Genomic DNA, 17,343 nt, shown 5'->3' with positions numbered 1-17,343 from the left:
AGATAGTGTAACTTCAATAACAGGAAAATATTAGGGGATAAGAGGGGTGTGGGGGAATGTGAGCACTATGCTATCTAACAAGAGAACGTTCGGCGGAGTAGTATTAATGTTGCTTGGAATTCTTATTTTATTATCTAAAATGATACAAATTACAGGGGCTGATCACGTGAATGATAAGTTGCTCCTCATAAGTGGATTCGGAGAATCTATTCCTGATCAACCTCAGCGCGAAGTGACCTTGTCTTATTCAGGGACAGTAGAGAATCATGCCAATCAGTCTCTAACCATTCATTCCATAGAACCGATTCTATCAGTTGATGCATCTAACCTGTTAATTCACCCAGAGAAACAAATTCTTATATATGATCGGGTTCTAAAGAAAAAAGAGAGTCTTCATGTAAATGGAGAATTTCTACTTGATACGAGTCAGCTGACGGAAGAAGAAATGAGCAAATTACTGCCTGGTGTTATTGCCTATAAAATTACATATAACCAAGATCACGAAATTGTGCTAAACACGGTGCCTTGAGTCAATATAGGATCAGTCAGGTAAAGATTAATTATAACTTTTCTTTCACTGCCTCTTGTCTGCAGAAGGGAGTTATAATGTGGTTGTCGGGCCGACGAAATTCTTTCTGAAAGGAGATGATCCATTTGATCAAAAACCGTGAGGTGACTTTCGCTTAGGCGAAAGAAGCATTGATAAGAGGGGAGGACATATGTCTCTCCTCTCTTTATAACCATCTGATTTGAAAAATAAGGGAATTATAAAATATAATGGTTGTATATCTAAACTTCCAAAATTATAATAAATGTAGATTGAATCCATTTCATAATATCTTTCGTTGCTTTTAATCAGGATGATCTAGATGGAAATGGTTCAATTAATTCGATTACATATCTAAAAACAAAGAGAGGGGGAAGCGACATGTTGACATATCAGTACGTTCAAACACCACAATTTCATACGAAAAAACCAAGGTGTCATAGATGAATGATCATCTGTAATGCAGCTGAGTTACTCGGATTTGAACAGTTTATTTTAACTTCTGAGTCAAGTCAAAGCAGCACTACACATATGTTTATACGGAATGAACTACCTTTGGAGCAAAACAGACCCAAGGTTTTTTTTGTTTTACGCGGCATAGTTCGCAGTGGATTCTAAAACCAACTAATCGAAAGGAGGCGTAAACATGCAAAATTTATATGGCGCATGGAAACAAAGTTTGAGATCAACAATATCCGTATTCGAGGAGGACCTTTATCGTGAGGTACAAAAATGGAAGAGAAGCGCTTCCCCCTAGCCTGTTAAAAGAGATTCAAAAATATATTCAGGGTGATCTGATCTATATACCTAAAGCTACCGAAGAACGAGCAAGATGGGGTGAGAAAAGCGGAGCCCGCAAAGAGCTGGCTCAGCGTAACGCAGAAATCACCCTTCATTATACCAAGGGATGGACCGTACCTGAACTTGTTCAGAAATATCATCTTTCAAGCGAAAGCATTCGTAAAATTGTTGTGAAAACATGGTAGTGACATACTATTTACCGGTATGAAGGTTCCTTACCTTTGTGCCGGTTTTTTTATTATGTTCATACACAATAAAAGGAAGTTTGCTTTTACATGATTTACTGGATGAGTACACATACTTGGTATGAATAGGATGCCTAAGTTCATAATTTGCTTGATAATCAAAACATTGTGAGGAGAAGTAAAATGTTGAAAACAAAAATCATATGTACAATGGGACCCGCTTGCGATTCCATCGACTTACTGAAACAGATGATACAGTCAGGAATGACCGTAGCTCGGATAAATATGGCTCATGGAGAGCTGGAAGAGCATGTGAATCGTATGGAACGCGTTAGAACAGCAGCGAAAGATCTCGGAACTTTTATACCCATTATGCTGGATATTAAAGGACCGGAAATACGGATTGGTAAACTCAAAGAGGCTTCCGTCACTTTGGAAACAGGGAAAGAGCTGATCTTGACGACTGAAGAGATTTTAGGAGAAGTTCACCGGATCGGCGTCAATTACGCGGAAATGAATGAGGTTGTAAATCCGGGAGATACCATTCTTATTGATGATGGACTCGTTGCTTTAAACGTAAAGAAGGTAGAGGGTACGGAAATTTATTGCCAAATCTTAAACGGAGGCGTTCTTAAGCCAAGAAAAGGGGTGAATCTGCCAGGTATCAAAACGACGCTTCCGGGTGTAACCGAGCGTGATAAAAAACATATCGCTTTTGGTCTTGAAAATAACATTGAGATGATTGCAGCATCGTTTGTACGTAAAGCAGCAGATGTGGAAGAGATCCGAGCCATATTGAAAAAAAACCAGGCAGAACATGTTCAGATCTATTCCAAGATTGAAAACCAAGAAGGCGTTGACAATATTAAAGAAATCATTGAAGCCTCTGATGGAGTGATGATTGCCCGCGGCGATCTTGGTGTGGAAGTTCCGATTGAAGATGTCCCGATGATGCAGATTGATATTATCAAGCAATGTAATCTGGCAGGTAAACCGGTGATTGTAGCTACTCATATGCTGGATTCAATGCAGGTCAATCCACGTCCAACCCGCGCAGAAGTAAGTGATGTATCGAACGCGGTACTTCAGGGTGCAGACGTTGTCATGTTATCCGGTGAATCGGCAGCCGGTAAATATCCGCTCGAATCAGTGAAGACCATGGCAGCTGTTGCCCAAAAAGCAGAGTCTTTAATTGATTACCGCGATAACTTCTTCAAAAAGCGGGAACAACATGCAACCAATATTACAGAAGTGATTAGTCAAAGTGCCGTAAGTGCTTCTCTTGAATTGAATGCCAAAGTGATCATCGCTTCCACCGGAAGTGGATTTACGGCAAAAATCATTTCCAAATATCGTCCGAAAGCTCCAATCTTGGCGATCACTTCTAATGAGAAGGTGCTGTCTCAAATATGCCTCTTCTCTGGAGTTTTCCCGTACCTTGGGGAAAAAGTAAACTCGACAGATGAGATGTTTGAATCGATTACCCGGAATGCGGCTACTAAAGGATTTATCTCATCTGGAGATACCGTAGTTCTCTCTGCAGGTGTACCGATCGGGATTTCAGGCACAACGAATCTAATTAAAATTGTACAAGTGTAAGATTTAAAGCAAATAAATAGGACTCAGTAACGAAAGGTTTAGAGGCTGTGCAGCTTATAGCTCTACCTTTCGTTACTTTCTTATTTTTACTGAACAATAAATGTAAGGTGAGAATATTTTATCTGCCTTAGGGGATTTTAAATCAAGATGGGTAAGAGAATGAAATCAGCTGGAGGTATAGTTACATGCCCGATTGGATTGAAGTTGCGCTAAGGACGCTTTCAGCCGTTACCGTACTTTTTATTATCACTAAAATATTGGGTAAGCGACAAATATCCCAACTGTCTCTTTTTGAGTACATTACAGGGATTACACTCGGTAACTTGGTTGGATATATCTCACTTGACTTGGACAGCACCTGGTACTTGGGATTTGTAGCTTTGGCAGTATGGATTGTAGTGTCTGTCGGAGCTGAGTATTTCACTATGAAAAGCAAAAAATTCCGAGATATAGTTGATGGAAAGTCAACGATCCTCGTAGAAAATGGTGCACTAATTGCTGATAATTTACGCAAAGAAAAACTAACGGTTGATGAATTTTTAGAACAGCTGCGTAAGAAGGATGTTTTCCGAGTAGCGGATGTAGAGTTTGCTATTATGGAGCAAAGCGGTGAAATTAATGTGATGCTCAAAAAAGAATTTCAACCACTCACCGCAGATGCACTTGGTTATCGACTAATGAAAGAACAAGAGCCTAAAACCATTATTATTGATGGACGTATTCTGCCTGATTCTCTGAAGGAAACAGGATTTAGCGAAAGCTGGGTTCACAAGCAGCTCAGAGATTTACATCTTCCTCTCAAACATGTTTTTATAGGACAAGTGGACAGTAAAGGCGAATTGACGGTCCAAACCGGGAGCAGGGCGTTACCTAATTCAGCTCAACCTCAGCCCAGTGCTCAAATATCTGATCTTATAGCACAGTTTCAAGATGAATTAAAGATGCGCAAGAAGCTGGCGCAGAATGATAAGGATCAATTACAGTATCAAGAAGCACTGGATACATTGAATCATGCAATGAGCTCTTATCAGAGTACAAAAAGGCCGTAACATAGCGATATGTGACGGCTTTTTCCTTTTGTTGTATACACACTGGATGATTATTTGGTTCTATGGATAGCAAGGGGGATTTGTGCGATGTTTGTTCGTTATGGAACGAATCATCAAAGCATTTCCTACATGTCAAAAAACTTGGCTGTTCTTGAGCGCTATCATACTATTCTTACCTAATGAAGGAAAAGTAAAATATACTCTTACCAACCATAAAAAGGTATACTGTAATGCAAAAGATCTTTCTACATTTGGAGGAGGGTTTCTGGAATGCAGCAGGCAGTCATCGGTATAGACATCGGAGGAACGAACATAAAGGCGGGGGTAGTCACTCTTAAGGGTGAATTGATTGTTGACCGTACCCTTCCTACATACTCGGAAAATGGCAAGGAAGCCTTACTAAACAAAATAGAAGAGATAGCTACAAGTTGTTTGGAAGAGGCGTTATATAGTAATTTGGATATCCTTGCTCTTGGAATAGGAACCGCAGGGTTTATAAACCTGGAGGGAGAGATTGGAAGCGCTACAGCCAATTTACCCGATTGGAAAGGAACTCCGCTGCGAGCAGAATTAGAAAAAAGAATCGGGATCTCCGTTTATGTGGATAACGATGTCAACATGCTTGCGTTAGGGGAACTGTGGCAAGGTGCAGGAAAAGATCTGGATCACTTCCTATGCGTAAGTCTTGGGACAGGTATTGGGGGATGTTTGATCTTGAACGGACTTCCTTACCGAGGAAGAAGCGGCTTTGCAGGAGCCTATGGACACCAAGTGATTCAAATGAAAGGTGTATCCTGTACATGCGGATCAGCAGGATGCTGGGAACAATATGCATCAGTCACTGCACTGAAAAGGCAAGCAGCAGAAGCAGGGGAAACAGCCTGGGCTGAACATCCCAGACTGATATTTGATGAAGTGAGAACAGGTAATAAAAAAGCACAAGACCTCATACTGCAATATACGGAATATATTGCAGTCGGCCTTTCCAATCTGATCCATCATTTTAATCCGCCTGCTGTTATCATTGGCGGTGCTGTAACAGAACAGGGGGATATTTTATTCAAACCGATTCGAACCTTTGTTCAAAAGTTTACAATGGACGGTTTTGCAAATCGTCCGGATGTGCCTATCCTTCCTGCTAGGCTTGGGAATAGAGCAGGAATCATGGGTGCAGCAAAGCTTGCGATTGCAAGAAGCGAAGCTTAATTGTAAATTTTTGATGTTTGGATCTTACCCTGCTTATCATGGATGATGAGACGAATGTTTTTGGATGAAACGATTTCTTTCGCCGCTTTTACAGCTTCATCTTTCACATCATAGATCTGTTCGGGTTTCTCTTTTCCTTCTTTTTTCACAGCCCATCCGTCTTCGCGAGGTACTACATGGATATTTCGGTGATCACTAGCGTGACCTGACGAGTCTGCTTTTTTTGAAGAAGAATGATCGGATTTACCGCTTTTGGTTTGAGTTTTCGTTTCTCCTTCAGGATGATTCTCATTCCATTCTTCTGCTTGTGCGGTAGCAATAGCTATCGAACGACCTTCTTCATAACCTTCTCCGAGCAGGGCATTAGCAATTTCAATCGCTTTATTGCGTACACGGGGCTCTAGGTTTTTCATGGATGGGGGATAATCTGTTTTATTCCAAGGCATATAGGTTCCTCCTGTAATCGGAATTTAGTTAGAAGTTAGATCTTAATATTACGTTATAATGAATTACCCTTTTCGCAGGTAACAAAAACAGAAGAGAAATGAACTGGACTTCTGAACTACTTGGATAAGACAAAGGAGTAACCATAGATGATCTATCAACTGGCATTGCCTTTTTTATTTACGATGATTATTCATGCAGCAGACAGTATGTCTTATGCACTGCGGCTCGGTGGAATGAGGACACGAAGAATAACAATAGCCATCTCATTGTCCGGCATGCTCTTATTATTATCCCGCACGTCTAATATGGCACAAGGTCCGTTGCTCGGTTCTATGATTGATTCCGCTAGAGTAAGCGGTGGAGGTTCCATTCAGATGGGACTACATATCATTATTCTGGCTGCTGCCGTGGGCACGATGATCGCTATCTTTTTCTTTCCGACAACGGTACGCTGGTCAGCCAGGATGGTGGTCCATTTAGAGAAGGCGGGCTCAATCCCGGCAATGATGAAGTCATTATTTCATCTTTCAAAATTGAAAAATGCGTGGTTTTATGTGTGCCTGCCTCGGTTATCCATGTTTAAACAGCTGATGATAGGGAGAGTCCCCCGCAGACTCATGTTGCTTAATATGATCGTAACTGCGATCTATACTTGCGGTGTACTTGCTACTCTATATGCTGCTTATATGAATCCTGAACAAGCGGTAACTGCTTCACAATCAACAGGACTTATCAATGGGATCGCGACTATTCTTCTCGCCATGTTGATAGATCCCAAATTAGCTCTGTTAAGCGACCGTACGTTACGTGGAGAGATTACTGTCGCCCATATGAATAAAATTTATGGTTATATGCTGGTATCCCGGCTGGCTGGAACGATGGTAGCCCAATTTCTTTTGATTCCTTTTGCTTTATGGATCAGCTGGATTGTCGGTTTTCTATAAATCAAAAAGCGCACACTCCATAATCAAGGAGTGTGCGCTTTTATTAGATTTAAATATTACTTTTCGAAGAGAGAAAGATATTCCCCATACCCTTCTTTTTCCATATCCTCTTTCGGTACAAAACGAAGTGCGGCAGAGTTAATGCAGTACCGTAATCCATTCTCACCAGGGCCATCATCGAATACATGACCAAGATGGGAGTCTGATTCCCGGCTTCTTACCTCTGTACGAATCATAAAGTGGCTGAGATCCGTTTTTTCTTTGATGCTGTAGCTGCGTAAGGGACGAGTAAAGCTTGGCCAGCCGCAGCCTGCATCATATTTATCTTGTGAGCTGAAGAGCGGCTCACCCGACACGATATCAACGTATATGCCTTCACCCTCGTGATCCCAATACTCGTTTTGGAAAGGAGGTTCTGTTGCACTGTTTTGTGTTACTTCGTACTGTATAGGAGTCAGGCGTTCTCTTAGATTATCTTGTTTCTTGTTCGAAGACCAGTATTGCTCTATGAAGTCTTCACGTCCTGAACCTTTGCGATATCGTTTGTAATGAGCAGGATTCTTTTTATGATAATCTTGATGATGTTCTTCAGCTTCATAGAATGTAGATGCCGGAAGAATGGGAGTGAAGATTGGTTTATCAAAACGTCCGCTTGCCTCAAGAGCTTGCTTCGAAGCTTCAGCTTTTACTTTCTGCTCTTCTGTATGATAGAAGATAGCAGTTTGGTAAGAAGTACCGCGGTCATGGAATTGACCCCCTGCATCCGTAGGATCGATTTGTTGCCAGAACAGGGTTAGTAACTTCTCATAAGGAAATACTTTTGGATCAAAAGTGATTTGTACAGCTTCTACGTGACCCGTTGTATCCGAACATACTTCCTCGTAGGTTGGGTTTTCCGTGTGACCGCCTGTGTAACCTGATTTTACTTGAAGGATGCCTGGAAGTTCTTCAAAAGGTGACACCATGCACCAAAAACATCCTCCGGCGAATGTTGCTTTTTCTGTATATAATGGTTCCATAATATAATTCACTCCAATCTTGATGAGATAATCGAACTTAAGGTTTTGCGTAGATGTATTATATCCCAAACTTGGCCGGTAAACCAATCTTTGGTTACGACCCGTCCTCTTGTATTTGCTTTAACCTTATTCGATACGATACAAACGCAAGGATCAGGAGCAGGAGATAAATGATAAAAATCGTAAGCGTGGCAAGCGGATGTTCTGCAGCATTTTTACCTGCATACGCATATAGGGCGATACTCGGCAATCTTCCAAGTCCTGAAGCAATCATATAACTCCAGAAAGGGAGAGCAGCCGTACCCGCATAAACATTCACTGCCATTTGAGGAATAATCGGAATCATTCTTGCTAGAAGCACAGCGCTGAATGTTTGCTGCTGCATCATGATCGTCAGGTTTTTCACTCCAGGAATCTGTTTTAAATAACTGTCGCCCGTATCTCTGAGCAGCCAGCGAAATACGCCGTACGTAATGAGGGACGAAATCATGGTACCCAGCCAGCTTACAATGCCTCCCATAATAGGACCGAATGCATACCCTAGTAAAGCGATGATGAGCTTAAACGGCAGGACGGGGAATAGGGCAAAAACGGTGGTAAGGATTGTGAGATTTGTATATGATGCATTAGTTTGTGACCAATCCATAATCTCATTACGATAAATAAACAATACCCCGAGTAAAGGAATATACAATAAACAAAAAAGAAGCCATTTTTTCAAACCAAATCATTCCTTACAGGTAGTATGATCTCCATTATAGTCTAACGAAGGGTGAATGGATAATCTGATTTGATATTAGATGCGTTTTGATTGTTTTTTGCTTGCTTGATACACTTAGTTGCAGAATAAAGATGAAGTGAGGGATACGGGATGAGTGCTTCGAAACGAATCAAGGTTGCCATCATCGGACTAGGTGATATTGCAAGGAAAGTATATTTGCCTATATTATCAGTACATCGGGGTGTTGAAATTGTAGGTGTGATGAATCGATCCTTTACCAAAGTCGAAGAAGTAATGCATCTGTACCGGATTCCGAAAGGGACATCTTCAATGAAGGAACTGCTTAGCTGGGAACTGGATGCTGTGTTTATACATAGTTCTACTGAATCGCATTTTGAGATCGTTATGGCTTGTATTGAACAAGGGATTGCTATTTACGTAGACAAGCCTTTATCCTATCATCTGAAAGAATCGATAGAAATGGTTGCTTTTGCAGAATCCATGAATGTACTCTTAGCTGTTGGCTTTAACCGTAGATTTGCGCCCCTTTATAGAGACGCAAGGGATTGGATTGCTGAAAAGGGAAGCATAGAAAATATGTCTCTAAGCAAACACCGTAGTAAACTAAGTACCGATTCAGCTCGGATAACCGTATATGATGATTTTATTCATATGATCGATACTTTATTGTGGCTTAGTGGTGAAGATGTTGAATGGATATCGCACGGGCTGCATATGAATTCAAGCGGAAGTCTGCTGCAAGGTTATGGTCATATCCGTTATGGTAAGAACAAAGAAAATTTCGGAATGATATCTACTCATCGCTTGGCAGGGACTGATCTTGAGAGAGTGGAGCTGCACGGGCATCATCGTTCAATCGTGGTCGAACAGATGGAAACTGCGAGAAGATGGGAACCAAATTCCGGTGAAAGCATTCGGACGTTTGGAAGTTGGGATTCCATTCTTGATCGAAGAGGATTCACTTTTGCAGTGCAGCATTTTTTGGATCATATAGGTAAAGAGCCAGAACAGTGCGAACTGCATGCTGCACATGTACTGGCAAGTCATGAACTGGCAGAGCAAATACTAAGTAAAACGTAACTTCATTAAAAGGAAATACAGGAGGAAATTGTTATGGATTATAAAACAAGAGAAGAACAAATCATTGAAAGCTACAGACAGGATGAAGATATGATGATTCTGGTGTTTGCACAGTGGTGTGTAAACCATGGACTAAACCCCGAGGAGTTATATCAACAAGCGTATCCTGATCAAAAACATAACGAGAGACTCCAGCATGTGCTGAGTCTTGTTGTTCCTAAGGAAGAAGCAGGAGAGATTCCTAATGATACACTCTTCGGAGTCTTATCTTTATATGGTAATGAAGATCTTGCGATGGTAGTATCTGAGGTTATTGCAAACCAGTTGAACAAACAGAAAAATTAAAGCAGTTGTTCTCGGTGAATGGTGCGGAACTCTCTAGGTGCCATGCCATATTTTGAGCGAAATACTCGGTGGAAATAAGTATAGCTGTTGAATCCGCAGGAATCAGCAATATGTTCAAGCGGCATAGGACTAAATATAATGCGTTCCCGGGCCATATTCAGCCGAACATCCATCGTGTACTGCATAATGCTGGTATCAAAAGCTTCTTTAAATAAGTGAACGGCTCTAGACACACTAATCCCTACACTGGATGCTACATCTTCTAGTTTGAAGAGAGTAGAGGCGTTTTCCACAATATAATTTTTGATCTGAAAGGCAAGATATCCGTTTTGTGTGGATGTAGGCTGCTCTGAGAGAAGTCGATCGATTTCAAGACATAAGATACGCATATAGTAACTTGGGATTTCCGGGTAAGGATTGGCGATCCGCCGCTGTTCAAGTACGATTTGTCGGAATAAAGTTAGTAAGTTTTCCGTTAAATCAACCTTGATCAGCGTCGGACGCTTTTTTTTATTCCACCATTCATCAACCCACTGCCCGCTAAAAAAAATATGATAATCCCCACTTTCTACAAGGACCTCTCCTAATTTATTCTCTTCATTGTCGATTTTTAATTCATATGGCTCGGTAGGATGATATAAAAGAAGATCCCCTGATTCGATATACGTTAGTTTCCCATTTACTTTGGCACGGCAGCGACCATCCGTTTGGAGTCGTAATAAGTAATTCTTAACTCCGTCTGACTGTGAAAAATAGTAAGGTTTACGGTGAAATGAGAAACCTGCTGTAAGAACTTGGCAGATTTGATCAGCTGTCATATGAGAGATCTCCTTGAATTAAAATTATGACCAGATTGTTCATGTTTTTATCATATACTTCATTTTAATTTAAAACCAAATCGAATACTATAGAACCAGGATTTAATGAGTTATATTTTTCCAAAGGCTACTTACGTCAGAGGAGTGACACAACTCGTGGAAGTGAAAAAAATGAAAACAGGCATCATCGGTTGTGGCAATATCAGCAGTATCTACCTTACCAACCTGAAGAATAGCCCTGTAATTGAAGTCGTGGCGTTAGCGGATCTGATCATGGAACGCGCCGAGGCGCGGGCAGCTGAATTCAGTGTGGAAAACGTTTACACAGTAGATGAAATGCTAAATAATAACGAAATTGAACTGATTTTAAATTTGACGGTACCCGGCAGTCATGCCTTAACCAATATTGCGGCTCTGCAAGCAGGAAAGCATGTTTATGGCGAGAAGCCTTTTGCGATTTCTCTTGAAGATGGTCGTAAGGTAATAGAACTTGCGGAAGAAAAGGGGCTCTATGTTGGATGTGCTCCGGATACGTTTATGGGTTCTGGTATTCAGACTTCGATTCAAGCTATTCAAAATGGTCTGATCGGCACCCCGGTATCCGCTACTGCATTTTTTATGGGAGGCGGACCTGAATCCTGGCATCCGGATCCAGAATTTTTCTACGCTTACGGCGGTGGACCGATGCTTGATATGGGACCGTATTATTTAACGGCACTCGTCAAATTGCTTGGCCCGATTAGAAGAGTCAGCGCGTCAACAGGAATTCAGATCCCAGATCGTGTTGTCGGTTCCGGGCCAAAACAAGGACAGAAGCTGCAGGTACAGACTCCAACACATTTAGCAGGAACCATTGATTTCATGAATGGAGTCATTGGAACTATGATTGCGAGCTTTGATATTCCCGCAGGGTCCAGTTTGCCGTTGATTGAAATTCATGGTACGAAAGGTACACTGCAAGTTCCAGACCCAAACTTTTTTAATGGAGAAGTCAAACTAAGAAAATATGGGTCAGCCGTATGGGAGACGCTCGAGCCTGTGTTTGTGAGTGAGCAGAATGAACGCGGAGCAGGACTGAATCAAATGGCAGAGGCTATTCAAAGTCAGACACCTGCCGAAGCAAGCGGACAGCTTGGTTATCATATTCTTGAAGCAATGCATGCTTTTGAGCGCTCTTCCCTGGAAGGAAGACATGTTCTTCTAGAAAGTACTTTGCCAGAATCTACAGTAGATCAGCAAGTAATGAAGCTAAACTTTGTAAATGAGATCGTTTCATAGCCTATGTAATAACTAATCCAATCAGCAGAGGTGGCTCCCCATGTTAAAACTCGGTCTTCAATTGTACACACTACGTGATTTATTGGAACAAGATTTTAAAGGAACTCTAGCTAAAGTCGCAGAACTCGGATATCAAGGAGTGGAGTTCCATCACTTTTATGGATACTCAGCGGAAGAAGTTAAGTCATTGCTTGATGAGCTTGGTCTCGAAATGGTAGGTACGCATGTACAGTATGATAGTTTGGTAAACGACTTTGATCAAGTGGTTTCTTATCACAAAGCGATCGGGAATCGCAACATTATCGTACCTCATTTATCTGAAGAACAGCGCAGCGACTGGAGCTCAATCTTTGCGAATCTCAAGGAGATTAGTAATAAATTGAAACAACACGATATGGTGCTTTTATATCATAATCATGATTTTGAACTGACAGAGAAAATTAATGAAAAAACAGCGCTGGATACATTATTCTCTACACTCCCTGAAGAGGTGTTAGCTGAGCTTGATACTTGTTGGATACACTATGCTGGTTACGATCCAGTCGAATATATCGCAGCTTACGAAGGACGTCTCCCGATTGTTCACTGGAAAGATCTAAAACGTAATCCAGATGGAAGTCCGCTGACTGTCGAGCTTGGTCAAGGTGAAGTAGATGTAGCAGCAGTAGGTGATGCAGCGGATAAAGCAGGGGTAGAGTGGATTGTTGTCGAGCAGGACCTTTGTACGAATCCCCCATTACAAAGCATTGAAACCAGCCTAAATTGGATCAAACAATATGTGAATAACGGAGGAAAAGTAAATGTCTAAAACAGTAAAAGTAGCTATTATCGGTTGCGGAGGTATTGCAAACGGTAAACACATGCCAGCTCTATCCAAACAGAAAAATGTAGAAATGATTGCATTCTGTGACATTGAAAAATCTCGTGCAGAGGAAGCAGCTGAAAAGTTTGGTGTAGAAGGTGCAAAAGTATATACAGATTATAATGAGCTATTAAAAGATCAATCTATTGATATTGTTCATGTTTGTACACCTAACGATTCTCACTCGGTTATTACCGTAGCAGCGCTTGAAGCAGATAAACACGTCATGTGTGAAAAGCCAATGGCGAAAACGACAGAACAAGCACAAGAAATGATCGATGCCGCAAAACGTACGGGCAAAAAGCTGTCGATCGCCTATCAAAACCGTTTCCGTAATGATAGCTTGTATTTGAAACAACTCATAGAAGAAGGAGATTTAGGGGATATTTACTATGGTAAAGCGATCGCTCTTCGCCGCCGCGGCGTTCCTACTTGGGGAGTATTCCTGGATGAAGAGAAACAAGGCGGCGGGCCGCTGATTGATATTGGTACACATGCACTCGACTTAACCTTATGGCTCATGGATAACTATAAGCCGAAGAGTGTGATGGGATCTGTGTTCCATAAACTAAGTAACCGTGAAAATGCGGCAAATGACTTTGGTCCTTGGGATCCAGAAGAATTTAAAGTAGAAGATTCTGCTTTTGGTTTTGTAACGATGGAGAACGGAGCAACAATTCAAGTGGAAGCAAGCTGGGCACTAAATATCGTAGAACAAGGCGAAGCTCAAACCCTTCTCGCGGGTACAGAAGGCGGAGCGGACATGAAAAATGGTCTTCGTTTGAATGGAGAGAAACGAAGCAGATTATATGATCAAAATATTAACCTTAACGCAGGTGGCGTTGCTTTCTTCGAAGGTTCAAGTGAAACAGAGTCGGATCGTGAAGCAAGAATGTGGATCGAAGCGGTTACTGAGGACAAAGAACCGCTGGTAAAACCAGAGCAGGCACTGGTTGTTACTCAAATACTGGAAGCCATTTACGAATCTGCACGTACAGGTAAAGCAGTGTATTTCGACTAATACAAACTAACATAGATGCAATCAATTATTGGGTAATAGAAAGTAGATCCCGAAGTAAGCAGGTAAGAATCTAGTTGTAAGCTCGCTTCGGGTTTTTCAATACCCGGCTTAAAACCTACTTATTATAGAACTAGGAGGGAATTTATTATGAAATTAGGCGTATTCGCTGTACTATTTGGTGACAGAAGTTTGGAAGAAGCGCTCGACTATATCGCTTCTCAGGGACTCGGTGCAATTGAAATCGGCACAGGCGGAAACCCAGGGGATGCACATTGTAAACCAGCAGAACTTCTAGAGAACGAGACGAAATTAAAAGAATTTAAAAAGGCCGTTGAATCTCGTGGTTTAACCATCAGTGCACTAAGCTGTCATGGAAATCCGCTTCATCCTCAAAAAGATATCGCTAAGAAATTTCATGATGATTTTGTGAATTCAGTAAAACTTGCTGAAAAACTCGAAGTACCCGTCGTCAACACCTTCTCTGGATTACCGGGTGATCATGAAGATGCTAAATATCCGAACTGGCCTGTAGCTCCTTGGCCAAATGATTTCCAAGAAGTATTGAAATGGCAGTGGGAGAACAAACTGATACCTTACTGGACGGAATGGGGAAAATTCGCAACTGATCATGATGTTAAAGTTGGTTTAGAACTGCATGGCGGATTTTCAGTACACACACCAGCCACTTTGCTGCGTTTGCGTGAAGCAGCTGGAGAAGCGATCGGAGCAAACCTTGATCCGTCTCACATGTGGTGGCAAGGAATTGATCCTGTAGAGGCGATCAAGATTCTTGGACGCGAGGGCGCCATTCACCATTTCCATGCGAAGGATACAACAATAGATCCAGTAAACGTAAATATGTATGGTCTGACTGATATGCAGTCTTATACGAATATGCAGACTCGTGCTTGGCAGTTCCGTACGGTTGGATACGGTCATGATATAAAAACGTGGGCAGATATCATAAGCGCCCTTAGACTTGTAGGTTACGATTATGTTGTCAGCATTGAGCATGAAGATGGCTTAATGTCTATTGAAGAAGGTTTTTCAAAAGCCGTCCACAATCTCAAACAGGTTCTAATTGAAGAGCCTATTGGCGATATGTGGTGGGTGTAAATATTTTAGGGGGCAATAAACATGGTTAACGTCACGATTTGGAATGAATTTGTCCATGAGAAAATTCATGATGAGGCTAAAGAAGTTTATCCGGAAGGAATTCATAAAGTGCTTGCTGATGGTCTAGAGGGTGAGGGATACGCCATTCGCACGGCTACGCTCGATCAACCTGATCATGGATTATCCGATGATGTCCTAAATACGACAGATGTACTGATCTGGTGGGGACACATGGCACATGATCGAGTAAATGATCAGGTTGTAAGTAAGGTAGTGAAACGGGTATTAGACGGCATGGGATTTATCGTACTTCATTCTGGTCATTTCTCTAAGCCTTTTAAAGCCTTGATGGGTACTTCTTGCGATCTCAAGTGGCGGGAAGCAAAAGAACAAGAAATTATTTGGTGTGTGAATCCGAATCACCCGATTGCAGAAGGAATTGAAAGTCACATCCTACTGGAACATGAAGAAATGTATGGTGAATTTTTTGATATTCCTACGCCAGATGAACTTATTTTCCTGAGTAACTTTGCAGGTGGCGAAGTATTTAGAAGTGGATGTACTTTTAAGCGGGGCGAAGGGAAAATCTTTTACTTCCGTCCGGGTCATGAGACATATCCAACCTATTACAATCCGCAAGTGATGAAGGTCATCAGCAATTCCATCAGATGGGCTTATCCTACTCCGCACACCAAACCGGTGTATGGTTATAGCGAACCAGTGAGACCGTTAGGAGATATTCTTGTTTAATGTTTAACTAAGTAATATAGACACTAATGGAGGCGCGGGATACGATCATAAGTTTTGTAGCGCCACGGGTGGAGGGCCGTCTTAGGACGGTCCTTTTTATTGATTACTTAGAAAAGAGTCATAGCGTCCCATAATGGGTAATAATTGTAATAAATTATTTTCTGCCTATTTTTAATATTTCGTTTTCTTTCGGGTTAAAATATGTTAATATGAAATATACTAACTTATAGTAAGTTGTTTTTCATGGAATTACTAAAGAGGTGAAAATAATGGAAAATCCACATCTTAAGATGTGTCCAAGGTTCGAAACTGCTTTTTCTTTTTTAGGTAAAAGGTGGAACGGACTAATTATTAAAACATTGTTAGACGGGCCTAAACGGTTTAAAGATATTTCCAATCTAATTCCACAGATGAGTGACAAAATGCTTTCTGAGCGAATGAAAGATTTAGAAGCAGAAGGTATACTAACACGTCATGTTTATCCCGAGACTCCAGTTCGTATTGAATATGAACTTACAGAGAAGGGAAAGGCGTTAAATCCAGTCATGTCCCAGATTCAAAACTGGGCTGAAGAATGGATTGACTAGCACAAAGAATTGCAGTAAAAACAAAGCACAATAGGGTAAGTTTTTGCTCCTAAGACTCTTTATTTTCCTAAACCGAAAATAAGGAGTTTTTCTTCAAATAGAAGTAGTCCATGCACCTCTAGGCGGATTTTCGAGTATAATTTCGAAGAAATGAATTTGGCGTAGGGAGGCTGATCACATGAATAAAAATATCGTGTCCCGAAAAGTGGGTTACCCAAAACACGAAGTTGACGTGCTCGAACGTGCATCCTTACAAGTTCAGTCGATCTATGACAGAGCAGCCACGATGGCTAAACAGTATTATCTCTCTATAGACCTCAGTTATCCCACCGCTTTCCAACAGGTTCCACGTACTTATTTTCAAAAATGGATATATACAATAAAAGGATGGAAGTTTCTTGGAAGTGAGTATACGCCAGAAAGTACAGAGAATCCCACGACAATTACAGATATGAAAACAAGTCTTAATCTCTTGGAGTTTCACCCTTCCAGCGATCTATCTTCTAGCACAAGTGAAAATACCATTACTTCGTTAATTAGTCTATGTTTACAAGCACTGATCTGGTCACAATATGAAGAAATAAGGCTGTTGCATCCTTTTCTCGGGGAAGATAGCTTTTATTCAGAGGAAGAACTTGATATTATAGCAGCCTATTTTGTGCCTACTTATTTTTCAGAGAGACCGTTACGTACATGTGGTAAAGCGTATCGCAAACGAAATCTGTCTATTCCCATCTATCAGGAGAATTTACGCACTTCTTCGGTTGTTTATTCCGCTGAATCTGAAATGGTAGAGGAGCACTTAACGACGGGAGTATATATATCGGATCGGCAGTTTAAAGGGCTTGGACCTTACATAAAGAACAGGTCTGGAACGCGGATCTTTATGCAAGCTGCAGTAGAATAATCTCATTAATAATATGAAGCCCTTCCTAGGGCTTTTTTTG

Annotated in this window: 20 protein-coding genes; 16 read left to right on the top strand and 4 right to left on the bottom strand. The window is 41.3% G+C overall.

The features are described from left to right. Positions 1 to 58: 58 nt before the first annotated feature. The 5 genes from PV403_RS16735 (at position 59) to PV403_RS16715 (ending at position 5,387) form a co-directional block, all read left to right on the top strand. Complete coding sequence (locus PV403_RS16735) at positions 59 to 529, top strand: hypothetical protein (protein ID WP_213529805.1); 471 nt, start codon at positions 59 to 61, stop codon at positions 527 to 529. A 737-nt stretch (positions 530 to 1,266) separates the two neighbouring features. Beyond that, positions 1,267 to 1,533 carry a CD3324 family protein gene (locus tag PV403_RS16730; RefSeq protein WP_191799110.1) on the top strand — a complete coding sequence of 89 codons (267 nt, stop codon included), beginning with the start codon at positions 1,267 to 1,269 and terminating at the stop codon, positions 1,531 to 1,533. 183 nt (positions 1,534 to 1,716) lie between these two features. Beyond that, positions 1,717 to 3,132: a pyruvate kinase gene (pyk, locus tag PV403_RS16725; RefSeq protein ID WP_213529804.1), complete on the top strand. Its 1,416-nt coding sequence runs from the start codon at positions 1,717 to 1,719 to the stop codon at positions 3,130 to 3,132. 185 nt (positions 3,133 to 3,317) lie between these two features. Continuing rightward, the gene (locus PV403_RS16720; protein ID WP_332085331.1) at positions 3,318 to 4,181 is read left to right on the top strand and encodes a DUF421 domain-containing protein; all 864 of its coding nucleotides are present in this window, start codon (positions 3,318 to 3,320) and stop codon (positions 4,179 to 4,181) included. Positions 4,182 to 4,451: 270 nt separating this feature from the next. Continuing rightward, positions 4,452 to 5,387: an ROK family protein gene (locus PV403_RS16715; RefSeq protein ID WP_213529802.1), complete on the top strand. Its 936-nt coding sequence runs from the start codon at positions 4,452 to 4,454 to the stop codon at positions 5,385 to 5,387. Here the strand turns inward: PV403_RS16715 and PV403_RS16710 are convergent. Further along, positions 5,384 to 5,833: a DUF2188 domain-containing protein gene (locus PV403_RS16710; RefSeq protein ID WP_213529801.1), complete on the bottom strand. Its 450-nt coding sequence runs from the start codon at positions 5,831 to 5,833 to the stop codon at positions 5,384 to 5,386. The genes PV403_RS16715 and PV403_RS16710 overlap by 4 nt on opposite strands. A 147-nt stretch (positions 5,834 to 5,980) precedes the next feature. Here PV403_RS16710 and PV403_RS16705 point away from each other — a divergent pair, with 147 nt between their 5' ends. Continuing rightward, a complete protein-coding gene (locus tag PV403_RS16705; protein ID WP_332085330.1) occupies positions 5,981 to 6,778 on the top strand; it encodes a lipid II flippase family protein in 798 nt (265 codons plus the stop codon). A gap of 56 nt (positions 6,779 to 6,834) precedes the next feature. On the opposite strand, the gene msrA is transcribed toward PV403_RS16705, so the two are convergent. Beyond that, positions 6,835 to 7,797, bottom strand: a complete 963-nt coding sequence (msrA, locus tag PV403_RS16700; RefSeq protein WP_213529797.1) for a peptide-methionine (S)-S-oxide reductase MsrA — start codon at positions 7,795 to 7,797, stop codon at positions 6,835 to 6,837. Between the two features lie 94 nt (positions 7,798 to 7,891). Continuing rightward, complete coding sequence (locus PV403_RS16695; RefSeq protein ID WP_374705774.1) at positions 7,892 to 8,443, bottom strand: TVP38/TMEM64 family protein; 552 nt, start codon at positions 8,441 to 8,443, stop codon at positions 7,892 to 7,894. Positions 8,444 to 8,466: 23 nt separating this feature from the next. On the opposite strand from PV403_RS16695, the gene PV403_RS25320 reads away from it, so the two are divergent. From PV403_RS25320 to PV403_RS16685, 3 genes are all read left to right on the top strand, one after another. Continuing rightward, entirely contained in the window at positions 8,467 to 8,541 is a 75-nt protein-coding gene (locus PV403_RS25320; RefSeq protein WP_374705773.1) for a hypothetical protein, read from the top strand. A gap of 127 nt (positions 8,542 to 8,668) precedes the next feature. Next, positions 8,669 to 9,619 carry a Gfo/Idh/MocA family protein gene (locus PV403_RS16690; RefSeq protein WP_332085329.1) on the top strand — a complete coding sequence of 317 codons (951 nt, stop codon included), beginning with the start codon at positions 8,669 to 8,671 and terminating at the stop codon, positions 9,617 to 9,619. Between the two features lie 33 nt (positions 9,620 to 9,652). After that, a complete protein-coding gene (locus tag PV403_RS16685; protein WP_213529791.1) occupies positions 9,653 to 9,964 on the top strand; it encodes a hypothetical protein in 312 nt (103 codons plus the stop codon). Here PV403_RS16685 and PV403_RS16680 read toward each other — a convergent pair. Next, positions 9,961 to 10,782 carry an AraC family transcriptional regulator gene (locus PV403_RS16680; RefSeq protein ID WP_332085328.1) on the bottom strand — a complete coding sequence of 274 codons (822 nt, stop codon included), beginning with the start codon at positions 10,780 to 10,782 and terminating at the stop codon, positions 9,961 to 9,963. The two genes, PV403_RS16685 and PV403_RS16680, sit on opposite strands and share 4 nt — an antisense overlap. A 162-nt stretch (positions 10,783 to 10,944) precedes the next feature. Here PV403_RS16680 and PV403_RS16675 point away from each other — a divergent pair, with 162 nt between their 5' ends. The 7 genes from PV403_RS16675 to PV403_RS16645 all read left to right on the top strand — a co-directional run bounded on the left by PV403_RS16675 (position 10,945) and on the right by PV403_RS16645 (position 17,303). Next, complete coding sequence (locus PV403_RS16675; RefSeq protein WP_332085394.1) at positions 10,945 to 12,060, top strand: Gfo/Idh/MocA family protein; 1,116 nt, start codon at positions 10,945 to 10,947, stop codon at positions 12,058 to 12,060. A gap of 40 nt (positions 12,061 to 12,100) precedes the next feature. Next, positions 12,101 to 12,868 carry a sugar phosphate isomerase/epimerase family protein gene (locus tag PV403_RS16670; RefSeq protein WP_332085327.1) on the top strand — a complete coding sequence of 256 codons (768 nt, stop codon included), beginning with the start codon at positions 12,101 to 12,103 and terminating at the stop codon, positions 12,866 to 12,868. Next, a complete protein-coding gene (locus PV403_RS16665) occupies positions 12,861 to 13,943 on the top strand; it encodes a Gfo/Idh/MocA family protein (protein ID WP_332085326.1) in 1,083 nt (360 codons plus the stop codon). The genes PV403_RS16670 and PV403_RS16665 overlap by 8 nt, the downstream gene beginning before the upstream one ends. 147 nt (positions 13,944 to 14,090) lie before the next feature. Then, positions 14,091 to 15,059 (top strand): sugar phosphate isomerase/epimerase family protein, encoded by a 969-nt coding sequence (locus PV403_RS16660; RefSeq protein ID WP_332085325.1) that lies wholly within the window; start codon positions 14,091 to 14,093, stop codon positions 15,057 to 15,059. 21 nt (positions 15,060 to 15,080) lie between these two features. Continuing rightward, positions 15,081 to 15,809, top strand: coding sequence for a ThuA domain-containing protein (locus tag PV403_RS16655; protein ID WP_213529786.1), 729 nt, complete (start codon positions 15,081 to 15,083; stop codon positions 15,807 to 15,809). Between the two features lie 269 nt (positions 15,810 to 16,078). Further along, entirely contained in the window at positions 16,079 to 16,396 is a 318-nt protein-coding gene (locus PV403_RS16650; RefSeq protein WP_191799125.1) for a winged helix-turn-helix transcriptional regulator, read from the top strand. A 178-nt stretch (positions 16,397 to 16,574) separates the two neighbouring features. Further along, positions 16,575 to 17,303: a hypothetical protein gene (locus tag PV403_RS16645; RefSeq protein WP_332085323.1), complete on the top strand. Its 729-nt coding sequence runs from the start codon at positions 16,575 to 16,577 to the stop codon at positions 17,301 to 17,303. The last annotated feature ends 40 nt before the right edge of the window (positions 17,304 to 17,343 follow it).

Origin of the sequence: Paenibacillus sp. GYB006, from assembly GCF_036577645.1 — a bacterium.
GTDB lineage: Bacteria > Bacillota > Bacilli > Paenibacillales > Paenibacillaceae > Paenibacillus.
Note: the sequence above shows the minus strand (reverse complement) of the source record. Positions and strands in the feature narration are given on the sequence as shown.

Excerpts from the sequence above, each read along its gene's own strand:
- PV403_RS16695 (WP_374705774.1), bottom strand. The coding sequence starts at position 8,443 with ATGGATTGGTCACAAACTAATGCATCATATACAAATCTCACAATCCTT.
- PV403_RS16660 (WP_332085325.1), top strand. The coding sequence starts at position 14,091 with ATGAAATTAGGCGTATTCGCTGTACTATTTGGTGACAGAAGTTTGGAA.
- PV403_RS16650 (WP_191799125.1), top strand. The coding sequence starts at position 16,079 with ATGGAAAATCCACATCTTAAGATGTGTCCAAGGTTCGAAACTGCTTTT.
- PV403_RS16690 (WP_332085329.1), top strand. The coding sequence starts at position 8,669 with ATGAGTGCTTCGAAACGAATCAAGGTTGCCATCATCGGACTAGGTGAT.
- PV403_RS16645 (WP_332085323.1), top strand. The coding sequence starts at position 16,575 with ATGAATAAAAATATCGTGTCCCGAAAAGTGGGTTACCCAAAACACGAA.
- PV403_RS16705 (WP_332085330.1), top strand. The coding sequence starts at position 5,981 with ATGATCTATCAACTGGCATTGCCTTTTTTATTTACGATGATTATTCAT.
- pyk (WP_213529804.1), top strand. The coding sequence starts at position 1,717 with ATGTTGAAAACAAAAATCATATGTACAATGGGACCCGCTTGCGATTCC.
- msrA (WP_213529797.1), bottom strand. The coding sequence starts at position 7,797 with ATGGAACCATTATATACAGAAAAAGCAACATTCGCCGGAGGATGTTTT.
- PV403_RS16715 (WP_213529802.1), top strand. The coding sequence starts at position 4,452 with ATGCAGCAGGCAGTCATCGGTATAGACATCGGAGGAACGAACATAAAG.
- PV403_RS16670 (WP_332085327.1), top strand. The coding sequence starts at position 12,101 with ATGTTAAAACTCGGTCTTCAATTGTACACACTACGTGATTTATTGGAA.
- PV403_RS16685 (WP_213529791.1), top strand. The coding sequence starts at position 9,653 with ATGGATTATAAAACAAGAGAAGAACAAATCATTGAAAGCTACAGACAG.
- PV403_RS16710 (WP_213529801.1), bottom strand. The coding sequence starts at position 5,833 with ATGCCTTGGAATAAAACAGATTATCCCCCATCCATGAAAAACCTAGAG.
- PV403_RS16665 (WP_332085326.1), top strand. The coding sequence starts at position 12,861 with ATGTCTAAAACAGTAAAAGTAGCTATTATCGGTTGCGGAGGTATTGCA.
- PV403_RS16680 (WP_332085328.1), bottom strand. The coding sequence starts at position 10,782 with ATGACAGCTGATCAAATCTGCCAAGTTCTTACAGCAGGTTTCTCATTT.
- PV403_RS16720 (WP_332085331.1), top strand. The coding sequence starts at position 3,318 with ATGCCCGATTGGATTGAAGTTGCGCTAAGGACGCTTTCAGCCGTTACC.
- PV403_RS16655 (WP_213529786.1), top strand. The coding sequence starts at position 15,081 with ATGGTTAACGTCACGATTTGGAATGAATTTGTCCATGAGAAAATTCAT.